The organism is Micromonospora sp. NPDC005299, assembly GCF_042872345.1.
GTDB lineage: Bacteria > Actinomycetota > Actinomycetes > Mycobacteriales > Micromonosporaceae > Micromonospora.
The window spans coordinates 341,592-360,928 of the sequence record NZ_JBIAKG010000002.1; the positions used below are offsets into that span (position 1 = coordinate 341,592).

The window sequence follows — 19,337 nt, forward strand, 5'->3', positions numbered from 1 at the left end:
GCCGACCGCAAGGAGGCCCCGCCGGACGCGCTGCTGCGCGAGCGGGGACTCGACCCGGACAACCGCTGACGAGCGGCCGCAGCCGCATCGGCGGCCGGCGATGCGGACCCCGCTGACCTGGCAGGACGGGCCGTACGGGCGTACGGTGATCGGCACCCGCCCGGCGCGACGCGGCGTCCGGGACCCCGTCGCGCAGGAGGCCACCGTGCAGGACCGCACCCCTCGTCCGGACGAGCTGGAACCCGTCGAGCGGGCCGGCGTCGACGAGCTGCGGGCGCTGCAACTCGACCGGCTGCGCTGGTCGCTGCGGCACGCGTACGACAACGTGCCGCACTACCGGCAGGCCTTCGCGGCGGCCGGCGTGCACCCCGACGACCTGCGCGAGCTGGCCGACTTGGCCCGCTTCCCGTTCACCGGCAAGGCCGAGCTGCGGGAGAACTACCCGTTCGGCATGTTCGCGGTGCCCCGGGAGCGGGTCGCCCGGCTGCACGCCTCCTCCGGCACCACCGGGCGGCCCACCGTCGTCGGCTACACCCGCGCCGACCTCGACACCTGGGCGAAGCTGATGGCCCGCTCGATCCGGGCCTCCGGCGGCCGCCCCGGCGACCGGGTGCACGTGGCGTACGGCTACGGGCTGTTCACCGGCGGGCTCGGCGCGCACTACGGCGCCGAGGAGTTGGGCTGCACGGTCATCCCGGTCTCCGGCGGCATGACCGAACGGCAGGTCATGCTGATCCGCGACTTCGCGCCGGACGTCATCATGGTCACGCCCAGCTACATGCTGGCCATCGTCGACGAGATGGAGCGCCAGGGCGTCGACCCGAGGTCCACCTCGCTCCAGGTCGGCATCTTCGGCGCCGAGCCGTGGACCGAGGACATGCGCCGGGAGATGGAGCAGCGACTCGACATGCACGCCGTGGACATCTACGGCCTCTCCGAGGTGATGGGCCCCGGGGTGGCGGTCGAGTGCGTGGAGACCAAGGACGGCCTGCACCTCTGGGAGGACCACTTCTACCCGGAGATCATCGACCCGGTCACCGGCGAGGCGCTGCCCGACGGCGAGCGGGGCGAGCTGGTGCTCACCTCCCTGACCAAGGAGGCCATGCCGGTGGTCCGCTACCGCACCCGCGACCTCACCCGGTTGCTGCCCGGCACCGCCCGCAGCATGCGCCGGATCGAGAAGATCACCGGCCGCACCGACGACATGATGATCGTGCGCGGGGTCAACGTCTTCCCGACCCAGATCGAGGAGCTGATCCTGCGCACGCCCGCGCTGTCGCCGCACTTCCAGTGCGTGCTGGACCGGCAGGGCCGGATGGACACCCTCACCGTCAAGGTGGAGCGGCGGGCCGGGGTGGCCGCCGACGAGGCCGAGCGGACCGGCGCGGCCCTGGTCGAGCAGATCAAGAACACCATCGGGGTGAGCGTGGCGGTCCAGGTCATCGAGCCGGACGGGGTCGAGCGTTCGATGGGCAAGATGCGCCGGATCGTCGACGAGCGGCGGGGGAACTGACGTGGCGGGCGAGGACGGCCGCACGGCGGCCCACGACATGTTCGACGCCGACGTGGCGTCCGAGGGGCTCGGCATCGAGCTGGTCTCGGCCGGCGACGGCGCGGCCGTGGCCCGGATGCGGGTCACCGCGGCCATGCTCAACGGCCACGCCATCGGCCACGGCGGCTTCGTCTTCCTGCTCGCCGACACCGCGTTCGCGCTGGCCTGCAACAGCCACGGCCCGGCCACCGTGGCCGCCGGCGGCGAGATCAGCTTCCTCCGCCCGGTCCGCGAGGGTGACCTGCTGGAGGCCCGGGCCGCCGAGCGGGTCCGCTACGGCCGCAGCGGCATCTACGATGTCACCGTGTGGCGGGACGGCGAGGTGGTCGCCGAGTTCCGCGGCCGCAGCCGCACCATCGCCCGTGCGTGACCGGCGGGCCGCCCGGCCCGCCGGCCCGGTGTGAGCCAGGATGGACCCATGGCACACATCCTGCTCCTGCACTCCGTCTACGGGCTGCGCCCCGCCGTGCTGGCCGCCGCCGACCGGCTCCGCGCCGCCGGGCACGAGGTGACCACCCCCGACCTGTACGACGTGCCGGCCGCCGACACCGTCGACGCCGGCTTCGCGCTGTTGGAGAAGATCGGCCGGGACGTGGTCCTCGACCGGGCCCGCGCGGCGGTGGCCGGACTGCCCGCCGAGACGGTGCTGGCCGGCTTCTCCATGGGCGCGGGCGTCGCCGGGGCGCTGCTCGCCGAGCGGCCGGAGGCCGCCGCGCTGCTCCTGCTGCACGGCACCGGCGGCGATCCCGCCTCGGTGCGCCCCGGGCTGCCGGTGCAGCTGCACCTCGCCGACCCCGACGATTACGAGACGCAGGACGAGGTGGACGACTGGCAGCGGGCGATGACCGCGGCCGGCGCCGAGCTGACCGTGTACCGCTACCCGGGCCCCGGGCACCTCTACACCGACCCCGGCACGCCCGACCACGACGCGCCGGCCGCCGCCCTCACCTGGGACCGCGTCCTGGCGTTCCTCGCCGACAGCTGAACCGCCCGCCCGCCCGGCCGTGGCGCGGCCCGTCCCGGCGCGACCCCTCGGTCCCGGCCGCGCCCGCCCGCCGCTCAGTGGCCGAGTCGACGTCCGGGTCGGAGTGGCGCCGACCCGTCCGCGGCCTGGTGGCCCCTTACGACGTTCCGGTCGGAGCGGCCCCCGCGCTCGTCAGCCCCGGGACGACGTCCGGGTCGGAGTGGCCCCGTGCCCGCTCCGGCCCGGACGTCGTCGCGTTCAGGCGGCGCGCACGGGCACGCCGGCGGCCAGGGTCAGCCCTGCTCGGTCGGAGGCCCCAGCCGGCCGCTCCCGGTGAGTCCGAGGCGGACGCGGCGGCCCGACGGCTGGCGGTCGCCCGCCCACCGGTCCCACCCGGCCCGCCGACTCTCGCGGCGGGCCGCCCGGTAACGGGTCGCGGAGCCCCGGGAACACCCCGAGGCGCGCCCGCACCGCCCGGCCCGCCCGGCTCCCACCGGACCCGGCCGCCGGGAGAGCCAGCCCGGCGGAGGCGCCCCCCGACACCCCCGCCGGACAGCCCGCCACGGCGTCGGCCCACACCGCGCCGACGGCAGCCGTCGGGCGGCCGGCCGGCGCGTCGGTTCCCCCCGCCGTCACACCCGCCGCCGTCACACCCGGCATCGAGCCGACCACCGCCGTCACACCCGGCATCGGCCCGACCGCCGCCGTCACACGCGGCATCGAGCCGACCACCGCCGGCACACCCGGCGTCGGGCCGCCCGCCCCCGGGACCGGCGCCGGTCGGGCCCCTCCACCCGACCGGCGCCCCGTCCCGGCCGGGCAGGCCGCCCGGCCGGTGGCGACCCCCGCGGCGGCGTCGGCCGGCCGCGTGACGGCCGGGCGGATCGCCCCGACCGTCTCGACGTCCCGCAGCCGGCGGGCGAACTCCGCCCGGACCGCGCGGGGCAGCCGGTGCGCGGCCACCCGGGCCACCGCCGGCTCGGCTACCGCGTACCCGCCGGTGGCGGCTTGGCGCAGCAGCCCGGCGTCGACCAGCGCACGCAGCACCGGCTCGGTGCGTCCGGTCGACCAACCGAGCATCCGCGCCACCGTGGCGGCCGGGACGTCCACGTCCCGGGTCGCGGCCGCCATCAGCACCGCCCGCTGCTCCCCGTCCAGCCGGTCCAGCCGCGCGTCGACCAGGCGGCGGACCGGCTCGGGCACTCCGGCCGGTTCATCGGCGGCGCCGAGCGCGGCGACGTACGCCGCCGCCGCGGCCGGGTTGCCGGCGACCAGCGGGAGCAGCTCCGCGGCCGGCGCGGTGGGCCGGCCGGCCCGGTCGAGCAGGTGCCGCAGCAGCCGTCCGGTGTCGACGGTGCCCAGCGCGGGCAGCGGCACCCGGCGCCGCCGACCGGCCGCCCCGGGCAGCAGGTCGGCCCAGCGCGGACCGTGGGTGGCCACCACCGCGAGCGGCAGTCCCCGCTCGCTGGCCGTGGCGAAGAGCCGGTGCAGGAACCGGTTCAGCGCCGGCGCGGCCCGGTCCACGTCGTCCACCGCCACCACCACCGGCTGGCCGGTGGCCAGGTCCAGCAGGACCTCCCGGCACACCTCGGCGCCGCGTGCGGCGGCCCCCGCGTCGCGCGGCGCGGCCAGGAACTCGGCCATCGCGTGCGCCGCCGCACCGCGCCGGGCCGCCGGCAGCAGCCCGTCCAGAATGGTGCCCAGCCGCCGGCGTACGGTCTCCGGCGACTGGCCGTCGCGGAGCCCGGCGAGGCCGCGGACCAGGTCCGCCAGCGGCGCCAGCTCCCCGTCCGGGAACGGCGGGCAGTGCGCGACGCACCAGCGCACCGGGGCGCCGTCCACCGTCGACACCGCGCGGACCAGCTCGTGCAGCAGCCGGCTGCGTCCGCTGCCGGCCGGGCCGACCAGGGAGATCCAGCGTGGACGCCGCTCCCGCACCGCCCGAACGATCTCGTCGCCGGCCGTGGCCAGCTCGCGGCGGCGGCCGAACACCGGGCCGTGGTGCCGGGCCAGCCGGCGCGGGGACACCCCGGTCACCCGCCAGACGTCCAGCGGCGCCGCTCGGCCGGCCACCGTCAGGGTGGAGAGGGGGCGCTGCTCGACCATGCCGGCGACGGCACGCCGGGTGGCCGCGCAGAGCACCACCCCGCCGGGCGGCGCGTACTCCTGGAGGCGGGCCGCCGTGGTGATCACCGCGCCGCTGGCCGTGCCATGCCCGCCGTCCCGGGTGCCCGCCAAGTCGACCAGCACCTCGCCGGTGGCCACGCCGACCCGGACCCGCACCCGGGTGCCGGCCGGCAGCCGCCGGTCCAGCGCGCCCTGGATCTCCAGCCCGGCGCGCACCGCCCGGTAGGCGTCGAACCCGTCGGAGCCGTGCGCCCCGAACAGCGCCATCACCGCGTCGCCGACGTACTTCTCCACCACGCCGTGCCACCGGCGCAGCACCGCGGCCACCGTGCCGAAGTACGCCTGTTGCAGCGCCCGGACGTCCTCCGGGTCGAGCCGCTCGACCAGGCCGGTCGACCCGACGATGTCGGCGAAGAGGACGGTGACCGTGCGCCGTTCCTCCGGCACCGGCCAGCGCGCGACGGTGACCGCTTCGCGACTCCCCACGGGCGTGGTGATCAGCATCGCACCCACCCTCTCCCCGGTCCGGTGCCTGACGACCACCGGAGACTTTCACCACCGGGTCCTCGGGGGATCGGTAGGACGACGTATGTCGACCACCCGCAACCATTAGTCGTAATGTCGACGCGAGGAGTACCACAAGGGCGCTGAGCCCGTAGAACGGTGCGGGAACCTGTGACTAGGCTGCCTGGCATGGCCAGCGATGTGGACACCGCGCCGCTCGTCGGCCGTGCCGACACGGTGGGGGCGCTGCGGTCGGCGCTGCTCGACGACGTCGCCCCCGGGCAGACCGCCGCGGTGTTCCTCACCGGCGAGAGCGGGGTGGGCAAGACCCGGCTGCTGGCCGAGGTCGGCGAGCGCCTGCGGGACGCGGGGGCGCTGGTCCTCACCGGCGTCTGCCTCGACATCGGCGACGCCTCGCCGCTGCACCCGCTGCGCCAGGCGCTGCGCCGCCTCGACGCCGACCTGACCGAGGCGCGCACCTCCTCCGCGGTCCGCGGCCTGCTCCAGGTCTTCGACGAGGAGACCCCCGGCCCGGACGGCGCGGGCGCGCTGCTGGAGCGGGTCTCGCGCGGCCTGCACCTGGTCGCCGGCGGGCGGCCGCTGGTGCTCGTCCTCGACGACCTCCAGTGGGTCGACCGCAGCACCCGCCAGCTCCTGCTCTACCTGCTCGCCGGCCTCGGCGACCTCCAGCTGTCGGTGCTCGCCGCGATCCGGGCCGAGTCGTTGCAGGGCGCGCACCCGCTGCGCCGGGTGCTCACCGAGCTGCGCCGGCTGCGCTCGGTCCGGGTGGTCGACCTGGCGCCGCTGGACCGGGCCGGCACCGACGAGCTGGCCGCCGCGATCGTCGGCGCGCCGCTGGCCCCCGAGGCCGCCGACCAGATGTGGCAGCGCAGCGGCGGCAACCCGTTCGTGGTGGAGGAGCTGGCCCGCGACCTGCGCGACGGCCACGACGGCCTCTCCGACACGCTGCGCGAGGTGTTCCTGGCCCGGGTCGACGCGCTGCCGCAGCCCGCGCACGCCGTGGTGCACGCGGTCGCCGCCGGTGTCGAGCCGGTCGAGCACTGGCTGCTGGCCCAGGTCGTCCGGCTGCCGGAGGACCAGCTGATCGAGGCGGTCCGGGAGGCGGTGGCGCACCGGCTGCTGGTCGGCGCCGACGACGGCTACCGGCTGCGGCACCGCCTGGTCGCCGAGGTGCTGGCGCACGAGCTGCTCCCCGCCGAGCGGGCCGCGCTGCACCGCCGCTACGCCGAGACGCTGACCTCGGCCACCGCCGAGCTGCACCAGGCCCGGCTGGCCCACCACTGGCGGCTGGCCGGCGAGCCGGCCCGGGCCCTGCCGGCCGCGATGGCCGCCGCCCGCGAGGCCGAGCGGCTCCACGGCTACGCCGAGGCGCACCGCCACTGGTCGGCCGCGCTGAGCCTGGCCGCCACCCCGCCCGCCGTGCTGCCCGACGGTGGCCGGCCCGAGCCGGTCGAGGTCGACCGGGCCGAGCTGCTCACCCACGCCGCCGAGTCGGCGCACCACTGCGGCGAGCACGCCCGCGCGCTGGCCCTGCTGGAGGAGCTGGCCGCCGACCCGGCCGGCCCGCCCACCTGCGCCCTGCACATCCGGCGGGCCCGCTACCTGGCCGCCGCGGGCCGGTCCGCCCCCGCGGAGGCCGAATACCGGCGGGTGCTCGCCGCGGCGGACTGCACGCCCCGGGAGCGGGCCACCGCCGCCGCCCACCTGGCCGAGCTGCTGCTGCACCTGGGCCGTTACGCGGAGGCCGGCGACCAGGCCCGGGAGGCACTCCGGCTCGCCGCCGAGGTCGAGGGCACCGCCTCGGAGGTGGTGCTGGCCAGCGCCGCGCTCGGGTTCAGCGAGGCCTACCTGGAGGACCCGGACGCCGGGCTGGCCGTCATGCGCAAGGCGCTGGACACCGCCGAGCGCTCCGGCCGGCCGGAGGACGTGGCCTGCGCGTACCTGCACCTGGCCGAGCTGCTCACCGGGCCGCTGAACATCCTCGAGGAGGGGGTGGTGGTGGCCCGCCGGGGCGCCGAGCGGGTCGCCGAGCTGGGGCTCGGCCGCACGTGGGAGACCCGGCTGCTGGCCATCGCCACCAACGGGCTGTTCCGGGTGGGGCAGTGGGCCGAGGCCGAGAAGGTCGTGGCGGCCGCGCTGCGGCACCGCCCGTCCGGCGCCGACGCGGTCGAGCTGCTGCTGGCCCGCTGCCGGCTCTCCGTCGGCTACGGCGACGTCGAGGCCTCCGACCGTGACCTGGAGGCGGTCGCCACCGTGCTGGCCGGCGGCGGGGCCCGGCACGTGCTGCCGATGCTCATCCTGCGGGCCGGGCTGGCCATGTGGCAGGGCCGGCACGACCTGGCCCGGCAGGCGGTCCAGCGGGGCCTGACCGAGAGCCGGTCCGACGACGTCATCGTGCTGGCCACGCTGGCCTGGCACGGGCTGCGCGCGGAGGCGGAGGCGTCGGCCAGCCGCACGGTCGAGGTGGACCCGAACGCGGTCCGCCGGCTGCGCGGGGTGGTCGACCGGGTGGCCGCCAAGAGCGGGAAGGCGGGCGCCCCGGTGCGCTACGTCGCCGACGCGTTCCTGGCCCTCTGCGCCGCCGAGCTGAGCCGGCTGGAGGACGGCCGGGGCGACCCCGAGCTGTGGGCCCGCGCGGCGACCGAGTGGGACTGGCGCAACCACCCCTACCCGGCGGCCTACTCGCGGTTGCGGCAGGCCGAGGCGCTGCTGGCCCGGCGCAGCCGGGTCGCCACCGCCGGCAAGCTGCTGCGGCAGGCCCACCAGACGGCCCAGGCGCTCGGCGCCGTGCCGCTGAGCGAGGAGATCCGCATCCTGGCCGGGCGGGCCCGGGTGGCCCTGGACGAGGGCCCGGCGGCCGCCCGTCCGGCGCCCCGGCCGCGGGCCGCGGAGCCGGCCGCGCCCTTGGTGGACGAGTTGGTCGTGCTCACCGCCCGGGAGCGGGAGGTGCTCGCGGCGGTCGCCGAGGGGCTGACCAACCGGGAGATCGGCCAGCGGCTGTTCATCAGCGAGCGGACCATCGGCGTGCACGTGTCGCACATCTTCGACAAGCTCCAGGTCCGCACCCGGGTGCAGGCCAGCGCGATCTTTCTGCGCAACCGGGCCGAGTAGCCGTACGTCGGCAATACGTCGTTCTACTGATCCGGCCGGCGTACGCCGGCTGGAAGGCTGTCCAGCGTCACCGGGTGGCGTCGTGGGGGCGCCGACCACTGTGGAGGAGAGATGACCGAACCCGTCTGGGGTCCCGTGCACCAGGACATCGTCGGGCTGCTCGCCGACCACCCCGCCGACGTGCCGGCGGTCGTCGACCACCTCACCAAGCTCCAGGACCTGCTGGTCCGGCTGCCTCCGCTGGAGGAGAGCTGCCCGCTGGCCGACTTCAACAAGCTCTACCTGGTCATCACCTCCACGGTCCTCGACGGCCTGTACGACGACCGCTTCACCGACCCGGCCTTCCTGGCCCGGCTCGACGTGGAGTTCGCCGCCCGCTACTTCGACGCGCTGCGGTTCTGGACGGACTGCCACCCGAGCACCCCGAAGGCCTGGTCGTGCCTGTTCCAGCGGATGCGCGGCCCGGACGCCCGGCCGCTGCCGTCGGCCGCCGCGGGGGTGAACGCCCACATCAACTACGACCTGCCGTTCGCGCTGGTGACCACCTTCGACAGCCTGGAGTCCGAGCCGGTCGACGGCAGCGACCAGCACCACGACTACCTGGAGATCAACAAGATCTTCGCCGAGCGGATCCCGGAGCTGCGCCGCGGCTACCTGGACCACTGGCAGCTGATGATCGACATGGTGAACGGCGACATCGACGACTGGTACCAGGGCGAACTGGTCGAGTACACCCGGAACGTGGCCTGGCGCAACGCGCAGAAGATCTGGCGCTGCCGGCACGACCCGGACGCCCGCGAGTGTGAGCGGATGCGGCTGGACGACAACGCCGCACTGCTCGGCCGGCTGCTGCTGTCGCCCCTCGGGGCGTTCCTCCAGTAGCCGGGACGGGGGGTCCCCGCGTCCCGCCGTGGGTAGGGCGCGGGACGCGGGGACGCCGTCCGTGGTGCGAGGATGGACCGGTGGAAGAGGCGCTCGCCGGCAACGTGACCGCCGGGGTGGTCCGGGTCGGCGACACCGTCCGGCGCCCGGCCGGCCCGTGGACCGCGAGCGTCGACGCCCTGCTCGGCCACCTGCACGGGGTGGGCTTCCGCGGCGCGCCCCGGCCGCTCGGCCGGGACGACCGGGGCCGCCAGGTGCTGGAGTACGTCCCGGGGGAGCCGGGCGATCCGGCCGGCACGTACTCCCTCGACGAGCTGGCCTCGATCGGCGCGTTCCTGGCCGACCTGCACCGCGCGACTGCCTCCTTCACGCCCCCGCCCGGCGCGACGTGGCAGCCGGCCATCGCGCCCGACGGCGCGGAGCTGGTCTGCCACCACGACGTGGCGCCGTGGAACCTGGTCCGCTCGCCCCAGGGGTGGGTCCTCATCGACTGGGACGGGGCCGGCCCGGGCACGCGGCTCTGGGAGCTGGCGTACGCGGGGCAGAGCATGGCGGGGATGCGCCCGGACCGGCCGCTGGACGAGTCCGCCACCCGGCTGCGCGCCCTGGTCGACGGCTACGGGCTGCCGGCGGCGGACCGGCCGGCGTTGGCCGCGCTGCTCGGTCGCCGGGCCCGGGCCATGGTCGACCTGCTAACGGCGGGTGCCCGCGACGGGGTGCAGCCCTGGGCGCGGATCGACGCCGAGGACGGGGCGTACTGGCGGGCCACCGCCGCGCTGTTGGACGGCGGGGTGGACCGCTGGGCGGCCGCCCTGGCGTGACCGGTCAGCCGCGCCGGGACCGCCCCCGGTATGCCGCCGCGGCGGCCCGGTTGTTGCACAGCTCGCAGCAGTAGCGCTGCCGGCCGGCCCGCGTCCGGTCCAGGTAGGGCGCGTCGCAGCCGTCGGCCGCGCAGACGCCGAACCGCTCGGTCCCGCCGGTCGCGGCGGCTCGGGCCAGCGCCCCGGTGACCAGGGCGGCGAACGGCCCGACGGGGCAGGGCCGGGGCAGCGGGGTGAGCTGCAGCGTGCCGTCGGGCCCGGGTTCGACCACCGTGCCGGCGCTGACCTCGGCCAGCACCCCGTTGAGCGTGGCCACCCGGGCGGCCGGGTCGGGCGCGGCGAAGACCCCGTGGAGGCGGTCGCGCAGCTCGCGCAGCCGGGGCAGGTCGGCCTCGGTGAGCGGCTCGGTGACCTCGGCGAGGCCGACGTCCCGGGCGGCGGCCCGCAGCCGGGCCACCGAGAGCTGGTCGACCGGGTCCTGGAGCACCCAGTAGCTGTGCAGCAGCGCGACGGCCAGGCGCAGCGCCGGTTCCAGGGGTGGCACGGCGCTCATCCGCGCCCCCTCCCTCGTCCGGTTGCCGACACGCCCGCCGTCCCTTCGCACTTGACCGATCGCCGCCCGCCATCCTAGCGTCGTCAGTTGTAAAACGCATTTAAAAACTTATGGAGGTGGCACATGCGACGTCTGCCTGTCCTCGTGTCCGTGGCCGCGCTGCTGGTCGCCGGCGGGCTCGCCGGTGGCGGCGGGGCCCACGCGGAGGCGCCCGCCGAGCCGGCCCCGGCGGCCGCCGGCCACACGGCGGCCACGGTGGTCCGCGACATCGAGATTCCGGTCGCCGGGCGGCCGGCCGTCCGGGCCTGGCTGGTCCGTCCGCAGCGCGTCGGCGGTGGGCTGGCCGGGGTGCTGGACCTGCACTGGTTCGAGCCCGGCCGGGCCAACCAGGACCGCACCGAGTTCCTGGCCGAGGCGACCGCCCTGGCCGGCCGGGGCGTGGTGTCGGTGCTGCCGCAGCTCACCTTCCCCTGGGCGGGCGACCCGGTCGGCGACGCCCGGGACCGGGCCGCGGTCACCGCCCAGCTCGACGCGGTGCAGGCGGCGTACCGGCGGCTGCTCGCCGAGCCGGGGGTGGACCGGAAGCGCACCGCGGTGGTCGGCCACGACTACGGCGCCATGTACGCCGTCGACCTGACCGCCCGCGAGCCGGGGCTGCGCACCGCGGTGCTGCTCGCGCCGGACGCGACCTGGGCCAACTGGTTCGACCTCTACTGGCTCGAGCTGCCGGCGGGGGAGAAGGAGGCCTACCGGGCGGTCTTCGCCGGCCTGGACCCGGTCGATCTGGTGGGACGGCTGGGCGCCGGGGCGTACCTCCAGTTCGCCGGCGCGGACCGGTTCGTCGGCGCCGAGACCCGCGCCGCCTTCGCCGCCGCGGCGCCGCGGGCCACGGTGTCGCTCTACCCGCAGGAGGAGCACGACCTGGGCGCCGCCCGCACCCGGGACGACCGGCTCGCCTGGCTGACCGACCGGCTGGGGCTGCGCGGATGACCCGAGGGAACCACCGGGCCGGGCGGCGTCGAGGGGCGCCGCCCGGTCGCCGGCGGCGGGGGAGCGGCTGGGCCGGCCCGGGCTGACCGCGTGCCGGCCGGGAGGGCTGCACCCCCGCCCGTCCTGATCATCTTTTTCCGCTTGCCCGGTTCGGCCGGGCCGCGCCCCGGGTACCGCCTACCGTCGGTTCAGGGCCTGGAGGGGTGCACATGGCGGAGGCACGGGACGGGGCGCAGCCCCGGCGGACGCGGGGGCGCCGCCACCACGCGCAGTCGACCCCCGCGGACCGGGCGCTGCGCGACGCCCGCGACCCCGAGCGCGGCGACCGCGCCCGCCGGGGACCCGCCAGGCTTCCGGAGCGCGTGGAGAGCCCGGTCCGGCCGGCCCAACCGACCAGCCGGCTCACCCGCTGGCTGTTCCAGCACCGGGTGCAGCCGGAAGGCCCGGAGACCCGGGAGCACCAGTCGAAGGGGCATCCCTGGTGGCGGGTGATGTGCCTGACCGGCGTCGACTACTTCTCCACCCTGTCCTACCTGCCCGGCATCGCGGCGGTGGCGGCCGGCGCGCTGAGCCCGCTCGCGACCCTGCTGATCGTCGCGCTGACCCTGTTCGGGATGCTGCCGATGTACCGGCGGGTGGCCCGGGAGAGCCCGCACGGGCAGGGCTCGGTGGCCATGCTGGAACGGCTGCTGCCGTTCTGGCGGGGCAAGGCCTTCGTGCTGGTGCTGCTCGGCTTCGTGGCCACCTCGTGGATCATCACGATCACGCTCTCCGCCGCCGACGCCACCGTGCACCTGCTGGAGAACCCGATCCTGCCCGAGTCGTTCCCGCACGGCGTCACGGCCGCCGTGGTGGTCACCGTGGTGCTGCTGCTCATCCTCGGCGGGGTGTTCCTGCTGGGGTTCAGCGAGGCGGTGCAGGTCGCCATCCCCCTGGTCGCGGTCTTCCTCGCGCTGAACGCGGTGATCGTGGTCGCCGGCCTGGCCGAGGTCGCCGCCGACCCGGGGACGCTCAGCGGGTGGACCGACCGGCTGACCGGGGTCGGCGGCGCGGGCGACGTGCTGGCCACCAGCGTGCTCGCGTTCCCGCTGCTGGTGCTGGGCCTCTCCGGCTTCGAGACCGGGGTGAGCATGATGCCGCTGGTCAAGAGCGACGGCGGCGACGCCGAGCACCGGTTGGCGGCGCGGATCCGCAACACCCGCAAGCTGCTCACCACCGCCGCGCTGATCATGTCGGTCTACCTGATCGCCACCACCTTCGTCACCACCGTGCTGATCCCGGCGCGCGACTTCGCGCCCGGCGGGGCGGCCAGCGGCCGGGCCCTGGCCTTCCTGGCCCACGAGCACCTGGGGGAGGCCTTCGGCACGGTCTACGACATCAGCAGCATCCTCATCCTCTGGTTCGCCGGCGCCTCGGCGATGGCCGGCCTGATCAACATCGTGCCCCGCTACCTGCCCTCCTACGGCATGGCACCCGAGTGGGGGCGGGCGGTCCGGCCGGTGGTGCTGGTCTACACCGCCATCAGCATCGCCATCACGGTCGCCTTCCGGGCCGACGTGAACGCCCAGGCCGGCGCGTACGCCACCGGCATCCTGGCCATGATGGTCTCCGGCGCGATCGCGGTGACCATCTCCGCGTACCGGTCGCGGCACCCGTTCGCCGGGATCGGTTTCACGGTGCTCACCCTGGTGCTGCTCTACGCGCTCGTCGAGAACGTGATCGAGAAGCCGGACGGCATCACCATCTCCGGCCTGTTCATCGCCGGCATCGTCGCCGTCTCGCTGATCTCCCGGGTGTCCCGCACGACGGAACTGCGCGCGGAGCGGATCGAGTTCGACGAGCCGGCACGGCGGTTCGTCGCCGATTCGATCGCCCACGACGGCCGGCTGCACCTCATCGCCAACAAGCGGCAGAGCGGCTCGCTGAAGGAGTACCGGCTCAAGGAGCGGGCGCAGCGCGGCATGAACCCGGTGCCCGGCGCCGCCGACGTGCTCTTCCTGGAGATCGACATCAGCGATCCCTCGCGGTTCAGCGAGGTACTGCGGGTGCACGGGGTCGAGGTCGGCGGATACCGGATCCTGCGGGCCAACAGCCCCGCCGCGCCCAACGCCATCGCGGCCATCCTGCTGGCGCTCCGCGACGCCACCGGGGTCCGCCCGCACTGCCACTTCGAGTGGTCCGAGGGCAACCCGATCGCGCACCTGCTGCGCTACCTGATCCTCGGCCGGGGCGACACCCCTCCGGTGGTCCGGGAGATCATCCGCAAGACCGAGCCGGACCCCGCCCGCCGGCCCGGCATCCACGTCGGCGGCTGAGCACCGCCGCCGGCCGCCGGCCCCGTCCCGGTCCGACGCCCCGAGGGGTACGCCGACCGGCACCCGCACCGGCCTGCGCCCGGCTACCGGCGCCCGGATCCAGCGCGCCCGTCACGCGAGTGCGCGCACCCGGGCGAGGAAGTCGTCGGCGCAGAAGTCGAGGAAGCCGTCCGGGTCCGGGCCGGCGTTCTGCAGCACGATGTGGTCGAAGCCGGCCTCGACGTACGCCTTCACCTTCGCCAGGTGCGGCTCCGGGTCCGGCCCGACCGAGAACTGCTGCCGGATGTGCTGGTCCTCCACCCAGACCGTCGCCGCGTCGAAGTTCACCGGGTTGGGCAGCTCGCTCATCACCTTCCACCCGGTGACGGCCCACCGGCTGGTCTCCTTCGCCGCGCGGACCGCCTGTTCCTCGTCCGGGGCCCAGGCCATCGGCACCTCCGCGTAGCGGGGCCCCTGCCCGCCGGCCTCCTGGTAGCGCTCCACGATCGACGACTTCGGCTCGGTGGCGAACAGCCCGTCGCCCAGCTCGGCGGCCATCGCCGCCGAGGACCGTCCGCTGGCCGCGACGGCGATCACCGGCGGCGTCTCCGGCAGGTCCCAGACCCGGGCGTCCTCCAGCTGGAGGTGCCGGCCCTCGTACGACTGGTAGCCGCCCTGCCAGAGCAGCCGGATGATCTCCAGGGCCTCGCGCAGCCGCTCGTGCCGGCCGCGGACGCTCGGGAAGCCCTGCCCGACCACGTGCTCGTTGAGCCGCTCGCCGGCGCCCACACCGAGGGTGAACCGCCCGTCGGAGATCAGTGCCATGGTGGCCGCGGCCTGGGCGATGATCGCCGGGTGGTACCGCACCGAGGGGCAGGTGACCCCGGTGGCCAGGCCGAGCGTGGTGGTCTTCGCCGCGATGGCGGCGAGCGCGCTCCAGGTGAAGCAGGAGTGCCCCTGCACCTCCAGCCAGGGGTGGTAGTGGTCGCTCATCTCGACGAAGTCGAAGCCGGCCTGCTCCGCGCGGACCGCCTGCCGGATGAGGTCCTGCGGGCCGAAGGCCTCCGAGGCCAGTTTGTAGCCGATCTGCATCGCCCTGGTCTCCCGTCCCCTGCGCGGCTGGACCGCTGCCCTTCCCGCCCCGCGCCCCGACAAACGCCCCCGGAAACCCAGCCTCCTAGGACGGCGGAGGGGTGGTGACGCTGCGTACGCCGGGCACGGAACGGCCCGCGCCGCGGGGGAGCGGGCGCGGGCCGGGGGTGGTGCGGGGTGGGGCCTACTTGGACGGCTCGGGGAGCTTGCAGTCCACCTTGGGGTTCGCGCCGATGTAGTTCAGCGGGCCGGCCACGATGGTGACGAGGATGGTGCCGGCCTCGGCGCAGTTGGTGTCGTCGTTGCTGTAGTAACCGCGCTGGCCGGCGGCGATCGCGCCGATGACGAGCCAGATGACGACCAGGACGCCGACTATCGAGGTGCCGCGCATGGGTTGCCTCCACTGGGGTTGTGGTGGATTCGAGGTGGAGGTCTTGTACCCAGGGCGGGGGAACGGTCAAACGGCGCCGCGGTTGCGGCACGGCCGATTCCGACCATGCGGGGTCGGGTCAGTGCGGCGGCGCGGGCTTCTCCGGCGGCCGGCCCCGGCTGCGCAGGTGGTCGGCGACGGCCACCCCGGCCAGCACCAGCATCGCGCCGAGGGCGGCGTAGACCGGGGCGAGGTACAGCAGGACAGGGGAGATGGTGAGCAGCGCCAGGACGCCGCCGGGGCGGGACCGGGACACCCGGCTGAACACCTCGTACTCGAAGGCGGCCCGACCGGTCAGGAACAGCGCCGGCCCACCCAGGATGACCGCCAGCCAGGCCGGCGGGGTGGTCCCGGTCGGTTCGAGCAGCACCAGGTCGAACCCCGCGGCGCTGGTCACCACCCCGGCCACCATGAGCAGGTGGGTGTACGGGGCGGAGTTCAGGAACTTGGCCGGCTGCTTGGACATGGCGATGGCGTGCGGCAGCAGCTCGCCGGACTTGTGCACGTAGATCCGCCAGAGCAGCAGCGTGGTGGCGAACGCGATGGCGAAGGCGCCGATGTTCTCCGCCTCGGAGTGGTGCAGGCTGAAGACCGTGCCCGTGACGAGGATGGCGTCGCCCAGCGCGATGATGAAGAACTGCTGGTAGCGCTCGGAGAGGTGCTCGGCGGTCACGTTGCGCTGGGCGTCCGGCACCACGCCGAGCCCCGGCACCGGGTACGCGAGCCGGAAGCCGAGGTAGTCGATGCCCAGCGCCAGCGCCCAGAACACCTCGCGGGCGTGGCCGGCCACCGTGGCGCCGACGAGCCAGGGGATCGCGGAGACCGCGAACCAGATGAAGATGCGGGCGGCCCGGCGCTGGGTCTGCCGGTGGCGCCGGACCGTCGGCATGAGGAACAGCCCGCGTCCGAGATGGATCGCCACGTACGTGCCGGCGAAGACCAGCCCGCGACCGCCGAACGCCTCCGGGATGGTGGTGGTCATCAGCAGGGCACCGAACATCACCGCGATGATCAGCAGCTTGATCTCGGGCCGTTGCGGGTCGTACATGTCGGTGACCAGGGTGGTGATCGCCCAGGTCCACCACATCGCCATCAACATGATCAGCGACTGGAAGGCCCGCTCCCAGTTGACCTCGGTGATCAGGCCACGCGAGATGAGCGAGAGCGCCACCACGTACACCAGGTCGAAGAAGAGTTCCAGCAGGGTCACCCGCCGCGGCGCCTCGGGGTCCCGGACCGGGGGCCGCCGCTCGGCGGGCTGCTCCGGCGTGGCGGTGGGCACGAGTGCTCCTGCGGTGGCGGGATCGGCGCGGCGGGCCGTCCGGCCCTGCACCGACCGTAGCGACGGCCGCTGGGGCCCGGGCCGGGTTTCCGGCATTCGCGCTCGTCCGAGGGCGCGGCGCCGGCGGCCGTGCCCGACCCGGCCCTCGCCGTGGCCGCGGGACGCCGGACACGGCGCGGGCCGGCGGTGACCCGAGGTCACCACCGGCCCGTGAATCGGATCAGGCGTCCTCGCCGGCGCCGACCGGGAGCACCCGCTCGGCCTCGGCGCGGGCGCCGGCCAGCACCTTCGCCTGCTGCGACCAGGTCGCCAGGCCCGGTGCGGCGCGCAGGCCGGCGGCCTTGACGGTCTCCCGCAGCGTGGCCTCGTCCAGCTCGCTGAGCTGCTGGTAGGTGCGGATGCCGGCGGCCTGGAGAGCGGCGGCCAGCTTCGGCCCGATGCCCTGGATCCGCCGGAAGTCGTCGGCGGCGTCCACCTGGGCCGGAACGGCGTCCTCGACCGCGGCACGCGGCGCGGGCACCGTCACCGGCGCGGCCGGCTCCGCCCCGACGAGCGGCTCGTCGGCCACCGGCTCGGCGGCCGGTGCCGGCTCGGTCGCGGCCGGCTCCTCCGCGGCGGCCACCGGCTCCGGCGCGGTCCCGGCCGGCTCGGTCTCCTCGGCGGCGGTCACCGGCTCGGTGACGGTCACCGGCTGCGCCTCCTCGGCCACCGGCTCGGCCGCCACCGTGCGGACCGGCTCCTCGTCGGACGGGGCCGGCTCGGCGACCGTCACCGGCTCGGCGGACGGCAGGCGGGTGGCCTCGGCGGCCAGCGTGGCGGCGGCCGGGGCGGCGTCCTCCTCGGCCGGGGTCGGCTGCTCGGTCACCGCGGCGGGCGCCGGCACCTCGTCGACCACGGCCTCCGGCCGCTCCCGGTCGAGCGTGGCGGTCACCTCGGGCGCCGGGGCGGCGGCACCCTCCACCGTGGTCGTGCCGCTGCTGGCGGCGCTCCGACGGCCGCTCACCACCCACCCGATGCCCAGGCCCACCAACAGGGCCAGGATCAGGACCAGCCACTGCCCGAAACTCGACGGCATGCCAACCTCCTCCTATGTACGTGTACGACAATCGCGAGAAAACCCGGGGCAGCTTCGCACACGTACGCGCGGGGCGACAGGGAGGTCGGCGGCTGCCGCCGCTGGTGGGACGGGAAGTGCCGGCCGGTGGCCGCGGGATGACCGAGCGTGTGCCCCGCGGGGCGGCGGAAGGAGCGCCCCGGGCCCTGGTGCCGTTCGAGGGTCCGGGACGCCCCGGTCTTCGCGCCGGAGGGCTCAGCAGGTCCGGCCGGGTGCGGGCAGGTCCGCCGCGTCCCAGCTGTAGAAGCAGCCGGCCACGGCGTCGCGGGGGGACCGCCAGGTCGGCAGGTACGGCGAGGTGTGTGCCGACAGCCGCTCGTTGACCTGCTGGTAGAACGGGTTGCCGCGGACCTCGGCGGCCAGGTCCGGGTCGACGTCCACCGTCTCCATGAGGTGCACGCACAGGTCGTGCAGGTAGTACAGCGAGCGGTGCCGGATTCCGGTGAGGCGGGGCAGTTCGGTGGCGTCGGACTCGGCGAAGATCTGGGCCACCCGGCCCTGTGCCCCCGGCACGATCCGGCTGACGACCAACAGTCGACTCATCGGGACCCCTCTCGCCGCTGGTGGGGTGCGCCGACTCCGGTCCAGGGCGCCGGCCACCGTGCGCCCACCCTGCCGGGTCGGCTGTCACCTGGCCGTCACGGTCCGGACGGGGACATTGATGGCGGTGGTGACGCCGGCGGCGGTGGTCAGCGGGGGTGCGGTGTGGTGGGCGCGGTCGAGCCGCGCGGCGCGGAGCCGGTCGGGCGGCCGGGGGCGTTGGTCCGGTCGGCGCGCCGCTGCGGTGCCTCCCGCCGGCTGGCTCGCCGGATCGGGGCGAGGGTCTCGTCGAGCAGCGCGCACATCGCCGGGGACGGCTCCAGGCGCAGCTCGCGCAGCAGCAGGTCCCGGTAGACGTAGAAGGCGTGCACCGCTTCGAACGCGTTGCCCTCGGCGAGGTGGATGCGGACGACCAGGCGGTGCGGGGTCTCGCGCAGCGGCTCGGCGGCCATCGCCTCCAGCGCCGCCTCCAGGGCCTCGCCGTGCCGCCCCGCGGCGAGGTGGTTGCCGGCGAGCTCCTCCAGCATGTGCAACCGGAGCTGCCGCAGCCGTTCCCGTTCGAGCAGCACCCAGTCGTCGTACCAGCCGGGGAGGAGGTCGTGCCGGCCGGCGCCGGCGGCGCCGCGGGGAACCTGGCCGTCGCGTACGCGGTCGGCGGTCGCCACGAGCTCGTCGACGTCGAGGTGGACGGTGGGGTCGAGGCGGACGGTGTCGCCGTCGGTGCGCAGCGGGCAGCAGGGGTCCTGGCGGAGCCGCCACAGCGCGGTGCGCAGTGAGGAGAGCGCCCGGTCCTCCGAGGTCTCCGGCCAGAGCAGCCCGGCGAGGTGGCTGCGGGTGGCGGCCGGGCGCAGTCCGATGAGGGCGATGACCCGTTGCAGGCCCCGGGGGACCACCACCGGGACGCCGTCGTGGAGCAGCCGGAACCCGCCGAGCAGGTGTAGCGACACCCGTGGGGCGGGGTCTCCCGCCGTCGGCTTTTTCGATACACCGGACACGGGCGCACCCCCCAGCACCGGAACCCTCGTCCCGACTGTCCTTTGTTGCCCGGCTCGGCTGCCCG

At 75.8% G+C, this 19,337-nt stretch carries 16 protein-coding genes; 8 read left to right on the top strand and 8 right to left on the bottom strand.

Going from position 1 to position 19,337, the window contains the following annotated elements:
• Positions 1 to 205 precede the first annotated feature (205 nt).
• The 3 genes from paaK to ACFYPD_RS06980 are packed head-to-tail and all read left to right on the top strand — an operon-like array spanning position 206 to position 2,537.
• Entirely contained in the window at positions 206 to 1,513 is a 1,308-nt protein-coding gene (gene paaK, locus ACFYPD_RS06970; RefSeq protein WP_387110597.1) for a phenylacetate--CoA ligase PaaK, read from the top strand.
• Positions 1,514 to 1,550: 37 nt separating this feature from the next.
• The gene (gene paaI, locus ACFYPD_RS06975; RefSeq protein WP_387110599.1) at positions 1,551 to 1,922 is read left to right on the top strand and encodes a hydroxyphenylacetyl-CoA thioesterase PaaI; all 372 of its coding nucleotides are present in this window, start codon (positions 1,551 to 1,553) and stop codon (positions 1,920 to 1,922) included.
• A gap of 48 nt (positions 1,923 to 1,970) precedes the next feature.
• Entirely contained in the window at positions 1,971 to 2,537 is a 567-nt protein-coding gene (locus ACFYPD_RS06980; protein WP_387109853.1) for a dienelactone hydrolase family protein, read from the top strand.
• A gap of 237 nt (positions 2,538 to 2,774) precedes the next feature.
• Here the strand turns inward: ACFYPD_RS06980 and ACFYPD_RS06985 are convergent, their stop codons facing one another.
• Positions 2,775 to 5,147, bottom strand: coding sequence for an AAA family ATPase (locus ACFYPD_RS06985; protein ID WP_387109855.1), 2,373 nt, complete (start codon positions 5,145 to 5,147; stop codon positions 2,775 to 2,777).
• Between the two features lie 189 nt (positions 5,148 to 5,336).
• On the opposite strand from ACFYPD_RS06985, the gene ACFYPD_RS06990 reads away from it, so the two are divergent.
• The 3 genes from ACFYPD_RS06990 to ACFYPD_RS07000 all read left to right on the top strand — a co-directional run bounded on the left by ACFYPD_RS06990 (position 5,337) and on the right by ACFYPD_RS07000 (position 9,982).
• Positions 5,337 to 8,279: an ATP-binding protein gene (locus tag ACFYPD_RS06990; protein WP_387109857.1), complete on the top strand. Its 2,943-nt coding sequence runs from the start codon at positions 5,337 to 5,339 to the stop codon at positions 8,277 to 8,279.
• A gap of 111 nt (positions 8,280 to 8,390) precedes the next feature.
• Complete coding sequence (locus ACFYPD_RS06995) at positions 8,391 to 9,161, top strand: DUF5995 family protein (protein ID WP_387109858.1); 771 nt, start codon at positions 8,391 to 8,393, stop codon at positions 9,159 to 9,161.
• Positions 9,162 to 9,241: 80 nt separating this feature from the next.
• A complete protein-coding gene (locus ACFYPD_RS07000) occupies positions 9,242 to 9,982 on the top strand; it encodes a phosphotransferase enzyme family protein (RefSeq protein ID WP_387109860.1) in 741 nt (246 codons plus the stop codon).
• Between the two features lie 4 nt (positions 9,983 to 9,986).
• On the opposite strand, the gene ACFYPD_RS07005 is transcribed toward ACFYPD_RS07000, so the two are convergent.
• The gene (locus tag ACFYPD_RS07005; protein ID WP_387109862.1) at positions 9,987 to 10,535 is read right to left on the bottom strand and encodes a CGNR zinc finger domain-containing protein; all 549 of its coding nucleotides are present in this window, start codon (positions 10,533 to 10,535) and stop codon (positions 9,987 to 9,989) included.
• 123 nt (positions 10,536 to 10,658) lie between these two features.
• Between ACFYPD_RS07005 and ACFYPD_RS07010 the strand changes: the two genes are divergently transcribed.
• Both ACFYPD_RS07010 and ACFYPD_RS07015 read left to right on the top strand, forming a co-directional pair.
• Positions 10,659 to 11,525: an alpha/beta hydrolase family protein gene (locus ACFYPD_RS07010; RefSeq protein ID WP_387109864.1), complete on the top strand. Its 867-nt coding sequence runs from the start codon at positions 10,659 to 10,661 to the stop codon at positions 11,523 to 11,525.
• A 209-nt stretch (positions 11,526 to 11,734) separates the two neighbouring features.
• Positions 11,735 to 13,840 carry an APC family permease gene (locus ACFYPD_RS07015; protein ID WP_387109866.1) on the top strand — a complete coding sequence of 702 codons (2,106 nt, stop codon included), beginning with the start codon at positions 11,735 to 11,737 and terminating at the stop codon, positions 13,838 to 13,840.
• Between the two features lie 111 nt (positions 13,841 to 13,951).
• Here the strand turns inward: ACFYPD_RS07015 and ACFYPD_RS07020 are convergent, their stop codons facing one another.
• The 6 genes from ACFYPD_RS07020 to ACFYPD_RS07045 all read right to left on the bottom strand — a co-directional run bounded on the left by ACFYPD_RS07020 (position 13,952) and on the right by ACFYPD_RS07045 (position 19,272).
• Entirely contained in the window at positions 13,952 to 14,911 is a 960-nt protein-coding gene (locus ACFYPD_RS07020) for a TIGR03557 family F420-dependent LLM class oxidoreductase (RefSeq protein WP_387109868.1), read from the bottom strand.
• A gap of 184 nt (positions 14,912 to 15,095) precedes the next feature.
• Positions 15,096 to 15,302 carry a hypothetical protein gene (locus ACFYPD_RS07025; protein ID WP_091660994.1) on the bottom strand — a complete coding sequence of 69 codons (207 nt, stop codon included), beginning with the start codon at positions 15,300 to 15,302 and terminating at the stop codon, positions 15,096 to 15,098.
• 118 nt (positions 15,303 to 15,420) lie between these two features.
• Positions 15,421 to 16,623 (bottom strand): low temperature requirement protein A, encoded by a 1,203-nt coding sequence (locus ACFYPD_RS07030; protein WP_387109870.1) that lies wholly within the window; start codon positions 16,621 to 16,623, stop codon positions 15,421 to 15,423.
• Between the two features lie 220 nt (positions 16,624 to 16,843).
• Positions 16,844 to 17,698, bottom strand: a complete 855-nt coding sequence (locus ACFYPD_RS07035; RefSeq protein ID WP_387109872.1) for a hypothetical protein — start codon at positions 17,696 to 17,698, stop codon at positions 16,844 to 16,846.
• A 234-nt stretch (positions 17,699 to 17,932) separates the two neighbouring features.
• Positions 17,933 to 18,280: a TcmI family type II polyketide cyclase gene (locus ACFYPD_RS07040; protein WP_387109874.1), complete on the bottom strand. Its 348-nt coding sequence runs from the start codon at positions 18,278 to 18,280 to the stop codon at positions 17,933 to 17,935.
• Positions 18,281 to 18,426: 146 nt separating this feature from the next.
• On the bottom strand, positions 18,427 to 19,272 hold the full coding sequence (locus tag ACFYPD_RS07045; RefSeq protein WP_387109876.1) for a BTAD domain-containing putative transcriptional regulator: 846 nt from the start codon (positions 19,270 to 19,272) through the stop codon (positions 18,427 to 18,429).
• Between the last annotated feature and the right edge of the window lie 65 nt (positions 19,273 to 19,337).